17 protein-coding genes, 1 tRNA gene and 1 other annotated feature are annotated in these 16,274 nt (G+C 41.4%); of the genes, 9 read left to right on the top strand and 9 right to left on the bottom strand.

Annotated elements, in window-relative coordinates; genetic code table 11:
* Positions 1 to 88: 88 nt before the first annotated feature.
* The 8 genes from rplS (at position 89) to rplL (ending at position 4,358) form a co-directional block, all read left to right on the top strand.
* On the top strand, positions 89 to 451 hold the full coding sequence (gene rplS, locus UYC_RS0120420; RefSeq protein ID WP_016875454.1) for a 50S ribosomal protein L19: 363 nt from the start codon (positions 89 to 91) through the stop codon (positions 449 to 451).
* 152 nt (positions 452 to 603) lie between these two features.
* Positions 604 to 676 (top strand) — tRNA-Trp (locus UYC_RS0120415).
* 182 nt (positions 677 to 858) lie between these two features.
* Positions 859 to 1,083: a preprotein translocase subunit SecE gene (gene secE, locus UYC_RS0120410; RefSeq protein ID WP_016875455.1), complete on the top strand. Its 225-nt coding sequence runs from the start codon at positions 859 to 861 to the stop codon at positions 1,081 to 1,083.
* Positions 1,080 to 1,718 (top strand): transcription termination/antitermination protein NusG, encoded by a 639-nt coding sequence (gene nusG, locus UYC_RS0120405; RefSeq protein WP_016875456.1) that lies wholly within the window; start codon positions 1,080 to 1,082, stop codon positions 1,716 to 1,718. Before secE ends, nusG begins: the two co-directional genes overlap by 4 nt.
* 6 nt (positions 1,719 to 1,724) lie before the next feature.
* Complete coding sequence (rplK, locus tag UYC_RS0120400; protein WP_016875457.1) at positions 1,725 to 2,150, top strand: 50S ribosomal protein L11; 426 nt, start codon at positions 1,725 to 1,727, stop codon at positions 2,148 to 2,150.
* Between the two features lie 109 nt (positions 2,151 to 2,259).
* A complete protein-coding gene (rplA, locus tag UYC_RS0120395; protein WP_016875458.1) occupies positions 2,260 to 2,976 on the top strand; it encodes a 50S ribosomal protein L1 in 717 nt (238 codons plus the stop codon).
* 55 nt (positions 2,977 to 3,031) lie between these two features.
* Positions 3,032 to 3,220, top strand: a sequence feature (ribosomal protein L10 leader region).
* 93 nt (positions 3,221 to 3,313) lie between these two features.
* Positions 3,314 to 3,859, top strand: coding sequence for a 50S ribosomal protein L10 (gene rplJ, locus UYC_RS0120390; protein ID WP_016875459.1), 546 nt, complete (start codon positions 3,314 to 3,316; stop codon positions 3,857 to 3,859).
* A gap of 103 nt (positions 3,860 to 3,962) precedes the next feature.
* Positions 3,963 to 4,358 (top strand): 50S ribosomal protein L7/L12, encoded by a 396-nt coding sequence (gene rplL / locus UYC_RS0120385; RefSeq protein ID WP_016875460.1) that lies wholly within the window; start codon positions 3,963 to 3,965, stop codon positions 4,356 to 4,358.
* A gap of 196 nt (positions 4,359 to 4,554) precedes the next feature.
* Here rplL and UYC_RS0120380 read toward each other — a convergent pair whose 3' ends face one another.
* The 4 genes from UYC_RS0120380 to UYC_RS0120365 form a co-directional block, all read right to left on the bottom strand.
* Positions 4,555 to 6,318 carry a serine/threonine protein kinase gene (locus tag UYC_RS0120380; RefSeq protein WP_016875461.1) on the bottom strand — a complete coding sequence of 588 codons (1,764 nt, stop codon included), beginning with the start codon at positions 6,316 to 6,318 and terminating at the stop codon, positions 4,555 to 4,557.
* 431 nt (positions 6,319 to 6,749) lie between these two features.
* Positions 6,750 to 7,475: a hypothetical protein gene (locus UYC_RS0120375; RefSeq protein WP_127011296.1), complete on the bottom strand. Its 726-nt coding sequence runs from the start codon at positions 7,473 to 7,475 to the stop codon at positions 6,750 to 6,752.
* A 168-nt stretch (positions 7,476 to 7,643) separates the two neighbouring features.
* A complete protein-coding gene (locus tag UYC_RS0120370; protein ID WP_016875463.1) occupies positions 7,644 to 9,446 on the bottom strand; it encodes a serine/threonine-protein kinase in 1,803 nt (600 codons plus the stop codon).
* Positions 9,447 to 9,549: 103 nt separating this feature from the next.
* On the bottom strand, positions 9,550 to 11,160 hold the full coding sequence (locus tag UYC_RS0120365) for a serine/threonine-protein kinase (protein ID WP_016875464.1): 1,611 nt from the start codon (positions 11,158 to 11,160) through the stop codon (positions 9,550 to 9,552).
* Positions 11,161 to 11,413: 253 nt separating this feature from the next.
* Between UYC_RS0120365 and UYC_RS0120360 the strand changes: the two genes are divergently transcribed.
* Entirely contained in the window at positions 11,414 to 11,719 is a 306-nt protein-coding gene (locus UYC_RS0120360) for a hypothetical protein (protein ID WP_016875465.1), read from the top strand.
* Between the two features lie 34 nt (positions 11,720 to 11,753).
* Here the strand turns inward: UYC_RS0120360 and UYC_RS0120355 are convergent, their stop codons facing one another.
* The 5 genes from UYC_RS0120355 to UYC_RS0120330 all read right to left on the bottom strand — a co-directional run bounded on the left by UYC_RS0120355 (position 11,754) and on the right by UYC_RS0120330 (position 15,692).
* Entirely contained in the window at positions 11,754 to 13,250 is a 1,497-nt protein-coding gene (locus tag UYC_RS0120355) for a protein kinase domain-containing protein (RefSeq protein ID WP_016875466.1), read from the bottom strand.
* Between the two features lie 301 nt (positions 13,251 to 13,551).
* Positions 13,552 to 13,809 carry a PIN domain-containing protein gene (locus UYC_RS0120350; RefSeq protein ID WP_016875467.1) on the bottom strand — a complete coding sequence of 86 codons (258 nt, stop codon included), beginning with the start codon at positions 13,807 to 13,809 and terminating at the stop codon, positions 13,552 to 13,554.
* Positions 13,806 to 14,027, bottom strand: coding sequence for a hypothetical protein (locus UYC_RS0120345; protein WP_016875468.1), 222 nt, complete (start codon positions 14,025 to 14,027; stop codon positions 13,806 to 13,808). The genes UYC_RS0120350 and UYC_RS0120345 overlap by 4 nt, the downstream gene beginning before the upstream one ends.
* A gap of 243 nt (positions 14,028 to 14,270) precedes the next feature.
* Positions 14,271 to 14,711 carry a hypothetical protein gene (locus UYC_RS0120335; protein WP_016875469.1) on the bottom strand — a complete coding sequence of 147 codons (441 nt, stop codon included), beginning with the start codon at positions 14,709 to 14,711 and terminating at the stop codon, positions 14,271 to 14,273.
* 408 nt (positions 14,712 to 15,119) lie between these two features.
* Positions 15,120 to 15,692 (bottom strand): GNAT family N-acetyltransferase, encoded by a 573-nt coding sequence (locus UYC_RS0120330; RefSeq protein WP_016875470.1) that lies wholly within the window; start codon positions 15,690 to 15,692, stop codon positions 15,120 to 15,122.
* Positions 15,693 to 16,274: the final 582 nt, after the last annotated feature.

Below are 16,274 nucleotides of genomic sequence, written 5' to 3'. Positions count from 1 at the left end.
AACAGGTGAAAACGTCATCAGTTTAATCCACTAGACTGATATAGGGTTGTAGATTTATTATGGATGATCGTGAGTTTTTCTGTGGACTATGAACGCTCAAGAAGTAATCCGCTCTATTGAAGCGGAACAATTAAAATCGAATCTGCCCGACATATATGTGGGCGACACCGTTAAAGTGGGTGTCAAAATCAAAGAAGGAGACAAATACCGCGTACAGCCCTACGAAGGAGTTGTGATTGCCAAGCGTAATGGTGGAATCAATGAAACCATTACAGTTCGCCGTGTATTTCAAGGCATTGGCGTCGAGCGGGTGTTTTTAGTTCATTCTCCTCGCATAGACAGCATCAAAGTAGTGCGTCGTGGTAAAGTCCGGCGTGCTAAACTATACTACTTACGCAATCGCGTTGGCAAGGCTACCCGAATTAAACAGCGCTTTGACCGTGCTTTGTGATTGACTAAGTAGAGTATGGGACAAGGATTCACAAAAACAGCGGCATCAGCCGCTAATTTGTCTCCTCAAGTCAAAAATAAAGTTAACAAAAAATGCCAAATTGCGTTAAACTAGAAAAAGTCTGAACGCAATAACTGAATCAAAGACAACGTGCGCTCTTAGTTCAGTTGGTAGAACGCAGGTCTCCAAAACCTGATGTCGGGGGTTCAAGTCCTCCAGGGCGCGCTGTAAACAAAGACCCGAATCGAGTGCAATATGTGGTTGAAAAGATAAGCAACCAGCACTTTTGATTTCGGGTATAATTGTTTTATTTGCAGCTTTTTTCAAGCAATTATTTAAGTTCAGAAATAAAGTTGCGATCGCCTATAGAAATTAGCTTTATCAGCTATGGGGGGAGTAAAAGTACCGTGGCCAAGAAAAACGAAGCAGAAATCCAAGAAACGACCAATGGGTTTAGCTTAGGCAACTTCTTTCAAGGACTGAAAGAAGAGTTTGAAAAAGTGGTTTGGCCCAGTCGCAGACAGTTAGTGAGCGAATCAGCAGCTGTCTTGCTGATGGTATCCCTATCGGCATCTGTGCTTTTTTTGGTCGATAAATTTTTTACTTGGGCAGCACAACAGGTATTCGGATGACTTCTGCAACAGACGAAGAACACAATTCAATTGTGCACTCAGAGGAAACACAAGAACATACGGCAGCAGAGCATGAAGCTCGCTGGTATGCCGTACAAGTAGCCTCTGGTTGTGAAAAACGTGTGAAGACTAACTTGGAACAGCGCATCCAATCATTTGATGTAGCTGATAAAATTCTCCAGGTAGAGATTCCGCACACGCCAGCAGTAAAAATCCGTAAAGATGGCAGTCGCCAACACACAGAAGAGAAAGTCTTCCCTGGCTACGTGTTAGTCAGAATGGTGATGGATGATGACTCCTGGCAGGTAGTACGGAATACCTCCCACGTAATTAATTTTGTGGGAGCAGAACAAAAACGTGGCGGTGGCAAAGGTCGCGGTCACGTTAAGCCAGTGCCGCTCGGTCATGCGGAAGTAGAACGAATCTTCAAACAGACCAGCGAACAAGAGCCAATTGTCAAAATTGACATGGCGACTGGTGATAAGATAGTCGTGCTTTCTGGTCCATTTAAGGACTTTGAAGGCGAGGTGATAGAAGTTACTCCAGAACGAAGCAAGCTCAAAGCTTTACTTTCGATTTTTGGACGAGAAACACCTGTAGAATTGGAATTTAATCAGGTTCAAAAACAGAGTTAATTAGAAATGGCGAAAAAAGTAGTAGCGGTCATTAAACTGGCCCTTAACGCTGGGAAAGCCAACCCAGCACCGCCAGTCGGCCCTGCCCTGGGTCAGCATGGCGTTAACATCATGATGTTTTGTAAGGAGTACAACGCCAAAACAGCAGATCAAGCTGGGACGGTGATACCTGTAGAAATTTCGGTTTATGAAGATCGGAGTTTCACATTTGTACTCAAGACACCTCCAGCATCGGTGTTGATTACCAAAGCAGCGAAAATCGAAAAAGGTTCTAGTGAACCCAACAAAAGAAAAGTTGGGTCAATTACAAAAGAACAACTGCGGCAGATTGCTCAAACTAAATTGCCCGATCTCAATGCCAACGATATTGATGCGGCAATGAAAATAATTGCAGGCACTGCCAAGAATATGGGTGTAACTGTAACAGATTAGTTAATGGTTAATAGCTAATGGCTAATCGCAATTAACAATTAACAATCAACTACCAGCAAATTTTATCGGGGGAGAGAATTTACCTCGCTAAATACCCCAGGAGAGAGAAATGGCAAAGAAAGTATCGCGTCGTTTGCAGGCGCTATTAGAAAAAGTTGAAGATAGGGAGTATGCTCCCGTCGATGCTCTAAATCTTTTAAAAGAGACAGCAACAGCAAAGTTTCCCGAAGCAGCTGAAGCACATATTCGGTTAGGAATCGATCCAAAGTATACCGATCAACAGCTGCGGACAACAGTAGTACTGCCCAAAGGTACAGGACAAGAAGTGCGGGTGGCAGTAATTGCAAGAGGAGAAAAGGTAACAGAAGCAACTAATGCAGGTGCTGATGTTGTCGGTTCCGAAGAACTGATTGACGAAATTCAAAAAGGCAGGATGGACTTTGACAAGCTGATTGCCACACCGGATGTGATGCCGCAAGTAGCAAAGCTTGGTAAATTACTCGGCCCTCGTGGCTTGATGCCATCGCCAAAGGGTGGAACAGTAACATTTGACATCGCAAGTGCGATCGCTGAATTCAAAGCTGGTAAACTAGAATTTCGTGCCGATCGCACAGGTATCGTGCATGTTATGTTTGGTAAGGCATCATTCTCACCAGAAGATTTACTGGTAAACTTAAAGGCGTTGCAAGAAACTATCGACCGCAACCGTCCTTCAGGAGCCAAAGGCCGTTACTGGCGCACAGTGTATGTGTCTGCCACAATGGGGCCATCAATCAAAGTTGATATCAACGCCCTGCGCGATATGAAATTAACTGAAGCGGCATAAATTAGTCATTAGTCATTGGCAAAAAACAAAGGACAAATGACTATTGGCTAATGACAAAACTGAATAACCAAAGCCGGAGACAGCAGGTGCCATTGGCTTAATATCCTGCCGAGGTTTGTGTTCCAATTGCTTGAAGTTTCACCTAGTGAGGGTGTGAGCATTCTGGCGTTAGGAATCAGGCGTTTCAAAATTCGCCCCTCAAGTTAAACCCCGGCTTTCACAGCTGGGGTTTATTGTTTTTGCGGTTAATTGCTAATTGTTAATGGCTAATAGTAAATCGCAATGAACAATTAGCAATTATCAATTAACAAATCCCTTTCAAGGAGGTGAAACAAGGATGGGTAGAACCATAGAAAACAAACAAGCGATCGTGAGCGAACTCAAAGAAACTTTGGGTGAGTCACAATTAGCACTAGTAATTGATTATCAGGGGCTAACGGTTGCTGAAATTACAGATTTACGCAGGCGCTTACGACCGACTGGTACGGTTTGTAAAGTGACGAAGAATACCCTGATGGGCATTGCCATTCAAGAAGATGAAAAATGGCAACCGATGTCGGAATTGCTCAAGGGTTCTTCCGCCTTTTTGTTGGTAAAAGAGGATTTCTCTGCTGCAATTAAGGCTTACCAAGATTTCCAGAAAGCTACCAAGAAGACAGAACTTCGTGGCGGCGTCATGGAAGGGCGTCTGCTCAAAGAACCAGATGTCAAAGCGCTAGGAGATTTACCCTCAAAAGAACAACTCATGGCGCAAATTGCTGGAGCAATCAATGCTTTGGCAACAAAGATTGCCGTTGGAGTCAACGAGGTTCCCAGTTCGCTGGCTCGTGCTTTGCAGGCATATGCCGACAAAGACAAAGGCGGCGAAGAAGTGAGTGGTTAATGGTTAATAGCTAATAGCTAATGGCTAATTGCAATCAACAATTAACAATTAGCAATTAACAACTACGAACAATCAACAAATCCACATTACAGGAGTTATATCAATGTCTGCTGCAACTGATGAAATTTTGGAAAAATTGAAAACCCTAACTTTGCTCGAAGCAGCTGAGTTAGTCAAGCAAATTGAAGAAGCCTTCGGTGTTAGTGCTGCTGCACCTGCTGGTGGCATGATGATGATGGCTGCTCCTGGTGCTGCTGCTGCACCTGCTGAAGCAGTAGAAGAGAAAACCGAGTTTGACGTTATTCTTGAATCTGTTCCAGCCGATAAGAAAATTGCTGTACTCAAGGTTGTACGGGAATTAACCGGTTTGGGTCTCAAAGAAGCGAAAGATTTGGTAGAATCTGCTCCTAAGCCAGTTAAGGAAGCTATTGCAAAAGACGCTGCCGAAGATGCTAAGAAGCGTATTGAAGAAGCTGGCGCTAAAGTGACTGTGAAATAGTCAGTATTTATTGTCAGTTTTGAAAGATTTGAAGGAGCCTAACTGAGGCTCTTTTTTTGGCGTTGCTGAATCACAGTATGAATTTGTCTCACGCGGAGTCGCAGAGTCGCAGAGAGTAAGAGTTTTAAATGCCTGATTTTTAAATTTCATACCTCTATTCGGCAACGCCCCTTTTTTAAATCCCTATAAAACAGATCTAACACTTTCTTGCATCAGCAGGATTGACAAAATCATGTAAATCTGAATCCCATATACTGATATAAATAAGCCCGCACTCTTGACGCACAATTTGACCTTTTAAAGAGCCGATCGCAAAACGAAAATTATCCAACCGCCGCTGTAGCACTTGTAGCAATCCCTGTCTAATTTCTTCTGTTACTTGACGCCCTAACATTCCCTCCAAAGTTGTTAGCATTACTTGAAAGTCTATAGATTGAGCAAAAGCTACCTCTGTTTGGCGAATCCTGCCAGAATTACGGTCAAATAAGTAGCCAAGGTGAATGCGATTTGGCGCTAATATATAACTGACAGCACGAGTATTGCGCCAAATACCTCTTGAATCTTGGCTTGGTTTGCCAAGGGCAGCTTCTACAGTACTTCTTTGCGTACCCACAGAAAATCCTGGAACTTTTTGCGTGCCGATAGTGCTAGGTGATTGATTGCGAGGCACGTTCTCTTGTGGCTTGGAAACCGTAGCTGGCGGCGCTGATGCTACTGGAAATTCAGCAGTATCTTCAGGCTCTGATGGAGTAGGTACAGAAGGAGCAGGATTAGATTGCTGCTGTTTTGGTGGTGATTGCGAATTTACTGGTGGATTGGCTTCCTCAGAAGTAGAAGTCGGAGGTTCTGGTGAAGGAGATAACTCTGTTGAAAGTGGTGTGGGAGTGGGTAAAATCGGTGAGTTGGCAGACTCTGGCTTGCGGGTGATATTAACGATCGCGAGCGTACCGATCAAACTAGCTATAACCAAACTGCCAACAATCCAAGTCGGCTTTTGCCAGTTTCTAGGAATGGAATAGGTGAGGGTAACTGGAGTTTTGTGATGAGAAGGCAATAGTTGAGTTTCTTGAGATGCTGCACTTACAGCAGGGATCGAGGTGACGATTGGTTGAGTTACAGTTGTTGGCGTTGGGATAGGGGGAAGAGACTCTAAGGCATCTAGCATTTTGCTTGCGGTAGTGTAGCGATCGCTAGCTTGGGGTTTAATTGCTCGATTGAGTATCATTGCAAATTGCGGCGATATGTCAGGAGCATGATGTTGCCAAAGTATTTCCCCGGTTTGCGGGTTGGTTTTTAACTCTCGTGGGTGTTTGCCAGTCAGTAAATAAATCGCTGTTAAACCTAAGCTGTAAATATCTGTAGCATAAACTGGGCGTCCTACAACTTGTTCGCTGGGCATATATCCTGGTGTACCCATCACCAGCGATTGAGTGGTGTATCCTGGCGAATTCTCTACTGAACGTATTGTTTCCTTGACTGCACCAAAATCGATCAGCACCGGCTTGATATTAGAGGAGCAGAGAATGATGTTATCTGGCTTGATATCTCTGTGAATGATGCCTTTACTGTGAATGTAATCTAAAACAGGCAGCAAACTTAATAAAATTTCTCTAACAGCAGCTTCGCCCAGTGAACCTTGAGATTTAATAATACTTGACAAGGTTTGGCCTTTAATCCATTCCTGAACAAGATAAAACTGTCCATTTTCAGAAAAGTAGGCATAGAGCTTGGGAATTTGATCGCTGCCTTCACCCAGATACTCTAAAGTGGTTGCTTCCCGTTCAAATCGCCGCTGAATCTTGGGGTAAATTTTTGGATCGTTTGTGATTGGTTTGAGCTGCTTTATCACGCAACGACGGCGAGAAGGCAGATGGGTATCTTCTGCCAAAAAGGTTTCACTAAACCCACCAACACCCAGCACCTGGATAACTTGATAGCGATTGTTCAGCAGCGTTGTCATGCTCCGTTCATAGTGTTAGTGAAACTCCAATCTAGGAGGCTCGCCTTTTGCAAATGCGCCATTACCAATCAATTATTGCTATGAGCTTATTAATTTTCTGAAAAAAACGTATCTATCTAAGTAAGTGAAACATAATGAACCATATCTATGTCATTGGTAGTGCAACCTAGATGCACAGATACCCGGTAAATGTCCGTGATGCAAGCTGATGTAAGTGAAATGGGCAGAATAACTAGAGAACTTCAAAATACGCTTGTATAAATTATTATGGACGAGCAGCTAATGACAGCTATTAAGTTGCGTAACCTCTAGCGTGTGATAACTACTTGCTGCTAGCGCAAAACCAAACGTTATAAAGGGCGAGATAACGGCATATCAACTTGTGCTAAGGTGTGCTAATCTGCCTCCAAATTTTACGGTGAGCGTATCAATTATTTCTTTGAGCATTTTTTTAATAATGTAAATTTTTCACCATCATAAAATATGTCATTTTCATTGATATCTCGGAAAATAATTCCGCTTGGTTTGGAAATCTCTATTAAACTATGTGGATATTGCTGTTGCCAATCAACTAATATTGAAGCTATTCGTTGATTAGTCTTTAAGAGTTTTATGTTTTTTCCTATAATTTCATAAGTAAACAAGTTTGAACTACCAAACAATGTTGGGCTATGACCAGTTATAAATATACGATCTAGTACATAACTATAGTGGCCTTGCTCCAGAAGACAGTTACCCAACCATTCCTCTATCAATGAACATGGCTTACTGTAAACTTTAGGAAGAGGTATCAGCTTTTCAAGCTTGATTGAAGTTTTCTGAGTATTTATTAAAGCAATATAATCAGTTTCATCGCCATTAACCCAGAGCCAATTACCACTCTTGCTCAAAACTAATTCATTAATTTCTCCATATTGATATTGTTTAGCTTCCACTTTTTGGAAAATTTTCTTCTCTCCTTTCTGCTTTACTACTAAATAATCATTGTGCAATTTACTTATATAAAATGTACTATCATTATTAACATGGATAGCAATTTGTGTTGCTGGTTTGGCAGAAAGATTACCGCTTTTATATTTCTGCGTTATCTCAGAGAGGCAATATTCACTAATAGACTTAGAATTAGCAGAAGGTACTAACACTAAGGCAGTTGCCACTATGCTTATCAAAATCTGATTGATGTGCTGCACAATTCGCATTTTTACCACGAGGGATGGTGAGGGAAATTGCTCCATGATTAGGCAAAATCCCCAACAGCTAAACTTTAAACAAAAGGCAAGTTTGGGATTATATATTTAGTATGCTTGCACGCTCAGAAGTTCAGTTTAATGCAAGTCTGCATCCCAGACACCGATATAAATTTGATCCTCTTTGTTGCGTTGAATCACACCTTTTAATCCACCAGTGTTAAAAGAATATTCATTAATTTGACGCTGATATACTTTTTGCAATCCTTGTCTAATTTGACTGGAAGCGCTACCCCCCAGCATTCCCTGTAAGGTGGATTGCATAACATCAGGTGAGACAGATTGAGCAAAACTTACTTCCGTTTGCCGCAATATGCCTGATTTGCGATCAAATAAATAACCAAGATCAACACGATTTGGCTTTAACCGATAAAGATAAGCACGAGTATTCCATAAACCTTTGGAAACTTTACTTGGTTTTCCTAATGCTTCTCTAATCGTACTTTCAGAAGTACCTGTGGGAAATCCAGGTACACTGCCACTAGTGATATTTGTGGCAACTTCTTGCTTATTTTCCTGCTTTGGTGGTGGGTTGTCTGCTTGAGGTTGTTTCTTTATTGGAGGCTCGGAATCTTTTGGCTGGGGTTCTGGTGCTGGTTCAAAAGTAGTTGGCTGTTGAGGAGGTTCTGGTGTAAAAGCAATTGGAGGTGAAGAAGGAACAGCAGCAACTGGTTTTTGTGGGGAGGTAGGTTCAACTAAGGGAGGTTGGGAAGCAGCAGGCGTATCGTCGGGTTCGGTTGTAGGAGCAACAGATTCTGGTGCGACAGTTGGATTTGTTGCGGTAGGTTCTTGTGTAGTTTCTGGTAGAGGTGATGTAGCAATAGTCGCTTCTGGCTGGGGTTGACGAGTGATGTTAGCGATCGCTATCCCACCAATCAAACCACCCATAACCAAACCACCAAAAATCAAAGCGGGTTTTTGCCAATTTCGATCTGTGGCAGCGGCAGGAATAAAAGCTGATTTTTGGGAAGAAGGTAAAGGCTGAGTTTGTGCAGTGGCAGGAGACAACGCGATTGTAGATTGAGTTGACTGGTATGAGGGTGTGGGAGGAATAGAACCTAGAGATTGCAAAGCGTGTAACATTTTGCTCGCAGTGGAGTAGCGATCGCTAGCTTGAGGCTTAATTGCCTGGTTGAGAACCATCGCCAATTGAGTTGACACTCTAGGGGCAAGATCCTGCCATAAAATTTCCCCAGTTTGCAGATTAGTTTGTAATTCATGGGGCGGCTTGCCAGTCAACAGATAAATTGCCGTTAAGCCCAAACTATAGATATCAGTAGCATAAACTGGGCGTCCTACAGCTTGTTCGCTAGGCATATACCCAGGTGTGCCAATTACTAAAGATTGGGTGAGGTGCCCTGGAGAAGTGACTATTGAACGTATCGTTTCCTTAACTGCACCAAAATCAATTAAAACAGGTTTACCATTGGCAGCGCGAAGCAGAATGTTATCAGGTTTGATATCGCGGTGGATAATACCTTTGCTGTGGACATAATCCAAAACTGACAACAAACTCAATAAAATTTCTCTAACCTTATTTTCACCTAATGGCCCTTGAGCTTCGACAATATCTGTTAGGGTTTGACCTTGAATCCATTCTTGAACTAAGTAGAATTGCCCGTTTTCAGAAAAGTAGGCATAAAGCTTAGGTATTTGATCGCTACCTTCACCCAAATACTCTAAAGTCGCCGCTTCCCGCTCAAACCGTTGTTGAATCATTTTGTAGGTTTGGGGATCGTTTGTCACTGGTTTGAGTTGTTTAATTACACAGCGACGGCGGGAAGGCATATAAGTATCCTCTGCCAAAAAGGTTTCACCAAACCCACCAGCACCCAGTACCTGAATAACTTGATAGCGATTGTTTAGCTGTGTTATTGTCATGCTCTGTTCAAAGCGTTAGTGAAACACCAACCTAAAGGATTCGTCTTTTCAAATGTATATTAAATACCCAGACGAAAGATGTGAGTTAAAAGTTACGGGCAAGCTACTTAGCATCAGCAATCACCCATCCACTACTTTCGGCATCCCATAAAAGGGAAAAATTTACAGAACTAGAAACTACTTTTCCATTTTTCATCAAATATTTCAACTGAGCATTCACTGTGGCTGTTTGTGTACCTGTTCCTAATAAACTCACTCGATCTACTTCTACTTGTTGCACTCTACCTCCCCACCAATCGATGTAAGAAAGATAACCTTGAGGGTGAAGGCGTTTATTACTTTGGAAACTGGGGGCTAGGTAATTCCACGTCTGTTGATATTCTCCTTGATTAATAGTTGCATAATAATTTCGCACAAATTCTTCTGGAGATGTTCTGTCAACTTGTGGTGCTGTTGTTTGGGTAGCTTGAGGAATGGAAGTTTCTGGTGTTGGCTCAGATAATACAGTTTCCTGGGGTTCTGGAGTTTGTTGGGAAGGTTCTGAAATTGCAGGATTGTTTGCTTGTGGTTCTGATTTAGGTTCTACAGGGTTTGGTTCACTCGTTGACTGTGGGGTTTGTTGTTGTGCGATCGGTTGGGGTTGTTGCCTGTTGCTGAGAGCAAAACCAATAATTACAGACGTGCCAATCAAAGCGCCTGCAATGATACTACCGAGTAAGATTCCTTTTTGCCCACTCCCACTGCTTTGATTAACAGGAGTTTGATTGGAATTACTAGGGCTGACAGCTACAGTGTTTTCAGGTATTTGCAAAGACGGTACAGTTGCCACTGGTGGTTGACTGTAAGGCATGGTAGGAGGAAAGGGGGCAGCACCAGATTGTAAAGTCTGTAGCATTTCTCTGGCACTGATGAAGCGAGCCTCCTGCGGAGGAGCTGCGCTAACGCGTACATTAAACTGAATAGCTTTATTCAAGACTGCTGCAAAACTGGGAGTCACATTTAAAGCGTATTGCCGCCACAACAGCGCACCCGTAGCCGGATCTGTTCCCATTTCTTGCGGCATTTTACCAGTGAGCAAATAAATCGCTGTTAAACCTAAACTATAAATGTCGCTGGCAAACATCGGACGTCCCGCCAATTGTTCGCTAGGCATAAACCCTGGTGTACCAATTACAATTGATCTTGTAGAATTGCCGGAAGGAGTAACTACTGTTCCAATCGTTTCTTTGACTGCACCGAAGTCAATTAATATTGGTTTACCATCCGCATAACGAATCAGGATATTATCAGGTTTGATATCCCGGTGAACAATACCTTTACTGTGAACATAATCGAGAACTGGCAAAATACTAATTAAAATCTCTTTCACAGCACTCTCACTCATCAATCCCTGCTGTTGGATTTTCTGTGTGAGAGTTTGTCCTTGAATATACTCTTGTACTAAGTAAAACTGCCCTTTTTCCAAAAAATAGGCATAAAGCTTGGGAATTTGTTCGCTGCCATCGCCCAATTCTTCTAAAATCGCTGCTTCCCGCCTAAATCGCTGCTGTACCAATTGGTAAACTTGAGGATTATCCTGAATCGGTTTTAATTGTTTAATTACACAGCGGCGACGAGAGGGCATTTGGGTATCTTCTGCTAAAAATGTTTCTCCGAACCCGCCGCTTCCTAAAGTCTGAATCACTTGATAGCGGTTATTGAGCAGCATTGGCATAAAAAATCTTCAGGGTAAGAAAAAAGGCAGTTATATATTTTACAAATTTTCTCAAGTTTGACACTTCGTCTTTTGACACTGATAGCGATTAGCGAGAAAATCTTACAAAATCTACAAATAGTGCAATAATATTGCCGTAATTCCTTATTTTTGGTTAAGCGATAGATGATTTGGTTTGATTTTATTGCAGGTTTATCGATAATTGGATTTATTATCTGGTCAGGATTAATTCTTAAAGAATGGCAAAAGGCTTATGTCTCTAACTAGGTTAAAGTCCATTTGTTTAGTACTAGTATTGATATTATCTTTTGCAATCGCTCTTCCTGCACAAGCATTTACCTGTCGTAACTTTAATAACCACTCAATTTGCATTATTAATATCAAACGCAGTGCTAAGTATCACTGGGAGTACAGAGCAGATATTAGTATTGATGGTGTAAAAAGACCAACAGAAGTATATAACTGTCGCGATCGCCTTAGAGTTCGTAAAAACGGAACTATTGTACCATTTGAATCAAATGGGGCGGGAGAACTGATCTGTAATCTGATCGACAAATAGTAATTAATTCGTTAGTATCCCTTCTGCTTTCTACTTACTTCTTAAAATGTCTGCGATTATTACGGTCTTGATATTTTGAAATATAATCAACATTTTGTCGTTCTATTTTTGATAATAAATTTGTAGGAAAGTTCTTTGGTAAATAGATTGGACGATACCACGGTTGACGATCAAAATATTCTTGTAAACCTGGAGTATCAAAACGCCGACCGTGACGTGCAAAAATGGAATTGCGCATGATATCTAGCTCAACACCGTCTTTATTATCTAAGTCTGCATTTGTTACTAATCTTTGAGAAAGCCAAGAATAATCGTTGATTGTTGTAGTAATTTCTGGTGGTTGGGATGTGGTTGCAACAGATGGAGTAGGAGTAAATATAGGTTGGCTAATTGATGTAGGTTTTATGTTAGGAGTTTCTATAATTTGAGGTGTTGATTTTAAATTGGGAGTTTCTGTAACTTGAGGTGTAGTAGTTGGTAAATTAGGTGAAGGTGAAATTGTTTGTTGTGTTACTGGTTGAGAAGATTTTGTTAATGCAAAACCAATAATGACAGATCCACCAATTAAACTACCTGCGATCGCACTCGCTATCAGAATATTATTGTGATTATTGTCCTGAGTTGGAGATGGTGTATTTAGATTTACCGTTTGCGGAGTATGGTTAGGTAGCGTTGGCGGTTGGGTGAGAACAGGTTGTGTGGGTGGAATTGGACTCACTACGCCTTGTAGAGACTCTAACATTTCCCTGGCACTAGCAAAGCGATCGCGTGGATGATACTGTATGGCTTTATCGATTATCCCCAGCAATGTAGGACTAACATTCATACCATAGCGATGCCAAAGAATATCTCCTGTTCGTGAGTCTGTCTCCAGTGCTTGTGGTGGTTGCCCTGTCAGCAGATAAATCGCTGTCATTCCTAAACTATATAAATCGCTAGAATACACTGGTCTACCTGCTGCTTGTTCGCTGGGCATATATCCAGGCGTACCAATTACAATCGAACTGGTAGGATTACCTTGAGAATTTAGCACCGTTCCCATTGATTCTCGTACCGCACCAAAATCAATGAGTACGGGTTTGCCATCGCGATGACGCAAAATGATATTGTCCGGTTTGATATCACGGTGAATAATCCGCTTCGAGTGTACGTATTCTAAAACTGGTAATAAATTTGCTAATAACTCTCGAACGGCACTTTCGCTAAATAAACCCTGTTGTCTAACCTTTTCGGTAAGCGTGTCACCTTCAATCCACTCTTGAACTAAGTAGAATTGACTATTTGATTGAAAATAAGCATACAAAGTTGGAATCTGGTCAGTAGATCCGCCTAAGTCTTCTAAAATTGCTGCTTCTCGCCCAAACCGCTCTTGTACTAGTTGGTAAATCTGGGGATTATTTTGAATTGGTTTGAGTTGTTTAATCACACAGCGACGGTGAGAAGGCATCTGGGTATCTTCTGCTAAGAAAGTCTCACCAAATCCACCACTTCCCAGAGTGCGAATTACTTGATAGCGCTCATTGAGCAGCATCTGCTAACATCCTCTTGCTGTCAAATCGAAAACATAATTTTCATTATCGTTCTAAGTGAATGCAAAGGTCACTAGAATTTTTGACTATCAGCAATGCTAACTCCAGAAAGAATCAGTGAAGGTATCTGTGCGATCGCATTGGTACTTCCCATTTAGTGAATGTGAGTGATGTGAACTAGCGATCGCATTTCGAGTGATGAGATTGATGTGGGCGATCGCCAGTCAGTATCAATCGAATTGAAAAATCACAACCTCTTGATCGGGAAAACGCGCTATGATTGTCAGACTTCCGCCAAGAGATTTAATGTATCGAGAGAGCGCAGCGACGATAAAGCGACTGAATTACAGCTTTGATTTGCTCTTCTTTAAAGGATGCTTTTTTCAGTAAATTAGCACAAACCTCATTTACAACCTGTGTACTGATAATTATTCCTTCATATGACGTAATTGAAATAGCTATATTACGCTTTCTTTCTCTCTCTATTTCTTCTATCTTTTTGTCATCAAATAAACGATAGAGCCAAACATTAGTATCAATAAAAGATGGAACACCAGTCATAACTGGCGACTGTAAATTTCTTCACGGCTGAGTATACCATTGACCTGAATAGGATTCTCAGTTAATTCATCAATTATGTCTTTGTTTTGAAATGATTTTTTCTTTACCAAAACAATTACTTTAATATCATCGCCTTCACCGATTTCTTGTTTGTACTCATCGGGAATCTGAATTAAACCATTTTGAATTTTTGCTTGAAACTCTACCGCATTTAACATCTTTAAACCTCTTAATATACCGATACAATTCAATCTTAGCCCTATCCCCCATATCTCTAATAGAGAATAATTCACTTGGCTTCTTACTTACACATATTTTAATGAAAATATCACCTTTAACTCATATTATGACTATATCTGACTATATCTGTGCGGAGGCAAGTCAAGAAAGAATATTCTTAAACTTGGCGATCGCACCCTTGATGTTCATACTTTTGTAAAGGCGATCTACCTTCAGGGCTTTCATGCACTCAAGAGTTTCCACATTCTAAAGCTTAATTCCCACATCGGGGCTAGTATGAACCAAAGTGATCGATGAGCACTTGCCATACGACCATAAAACACAGATACATCCGGTGCTTCACCCCAGTCATACTGAGGATTTGCGCTTCGGACTTCCAAATCGTTAGGAGGACTAGGTTGGGTATAATCGCTTTTACACAACTCCAACCCAAAGGCAGCGAAGGCAGACTGCAACGAACTTTTATCTACAGGTTCCAAGCGCCCCAAGATTTTGGAGATAGTGTGCAGAGCTAGGTGCGTGCGATCGCTCAGTTCTTCTAAACAAAACTTATCTCCACCATTCTCATCAAATTCAGCTTGAGTTTTGGCAGCTTGAAATTTATCCCAGCCTTGTAGGGTGAGGATTACACTCCGCCTGCGTCTGTTTGGTTGCTGTTGCATCAGCGTCACCTAAAACGGAGTAGATGTATTTCAATAGAGAAAATTCTGAAAGGAAATAGAAGGAGATGGTTTCACAATCAACCTTGACAAGTTAAATAAAATGTGATATAATAGATAGTCTTTAACCTAAATTTTTTCTTTCAACTTGATCGGCATCTCCAAAAAATGCCAATACCTCTCAATCGCTGGCTTTCAACAGGCGATCGCAACTGTCAAAACTTCAGCCTATTTCAAGCCAAAATCACGGTTTTAGACGGTTATTGTTGATAATAAGGCAAAAATAAGTATTTGTATACTCACTTCCAAAAGTTTGCTCAGTACTCAATGTCTGTCATGCAAATTGAACGCATAGATGCCTAGAGAAAATTCTTACAGATGCGATCGCCCTTTGTTATTCACAGATTGCGGTTACGCACAATTGTTCTGCCACTCACTTTTGAGAATCCCATAATCAACAATATCTAAGTATTCACCCCATTTAAGTATGTGTTGGCGACGACAACCCTCATAAACCATTCCAATTTTTTGCATCACTCGTCCTGATGCGGGGTTATGGGAAAAATGCCCGGAATGAATGCGGTGAAGTCCTAGCACTTCAAAGCCATATCGCAATATTTCTTTTGCTGCTTCCGTACAGTAGCCTTGTCCCCAATAGGGTTTGCCTATCCAGTAGCCCAACTCAGCATGATTATGCTCTTGGTTGATTCCCAAGCCGATCGCACCACACAACAAACCAGTATCGCGTAGCACAATTGCCAAGTTCACATCTTTTCCCTCGTTAAAGGCTGTTGGATGGGTTTTAATCCACTCCTCGGCCATGCCATCTTGGTAGGGATGGGGAATAGTTAAAGTCATAGCGGCAATTTCTCGTGCGCCAGCCAAACGTTGTACATCTGGTGCATCTGCAAGGGTGAAAGCTCGCAAGATAAGTCGTTGTGTGTGGAGAGTTGGTTGTTCAGCTATGTAAATTCTGTTATTCATCAACAAACTTTTTCGCTCCAAAAACCTGATTGTTGTAACTTGATATATAGAGTTACATCAATGCTTCACCATTAAAAATAAGATAGAACTTTGTCAAAAGCAGGTGCAAAATAAGCGAAAATACTTATTGAGAGCGACTTTTACGTCAAACTCGAAAAGAGCAGCGTCAACTAAAATATGCATCTGTATCAGCAATGCCAAAATGCTTTGAGTCATGGTGTGTTCTGCATCATAGCAAGCCACAAAAATTGAATATTTCTGTACAAATGCAAAATACGAGCAAGTTAGTGCTGAGTGGGTTGTCAAAACTTATTCATAATCTTATCGATTTAAAGTATTTGACTGAAAGACCAAGGGCTGGTTAAGTTTGAGCGAGAATGAAGTACACGCTCAAACTAGTCCTAAATGCCATTGGCTGGTTGTTTTTTGTACCAACAGTACTACTAATTAGTATCGGTTAACTAAAGACTTTTAACGACAGCGAGCAACTAATCCTTATTATCACCTTTGGCGAAATATTAGAAGCCTTGCGTACAGATACTGAAATTTCATCCTTAAATTGCTTAAATGTTCACATTAATA

Origin of the sequence: Chlorogloeopsis fritschii PCC 6912 (genome assembly GCF_000317285.1) — a bacterium.
GTDB classification, from domain to species: Bacteria; Cyanobacteriota; Cyanobacteriia; order Cyanobacteriales; family Nostocaceae; genus Chlorogloeopsis; species Chlorogloeopsis fritschii.
Note: the sequence above shows the minus strand (reverse complement) of the source record. Positions and strands in the feature narration are given on the sequence as shown.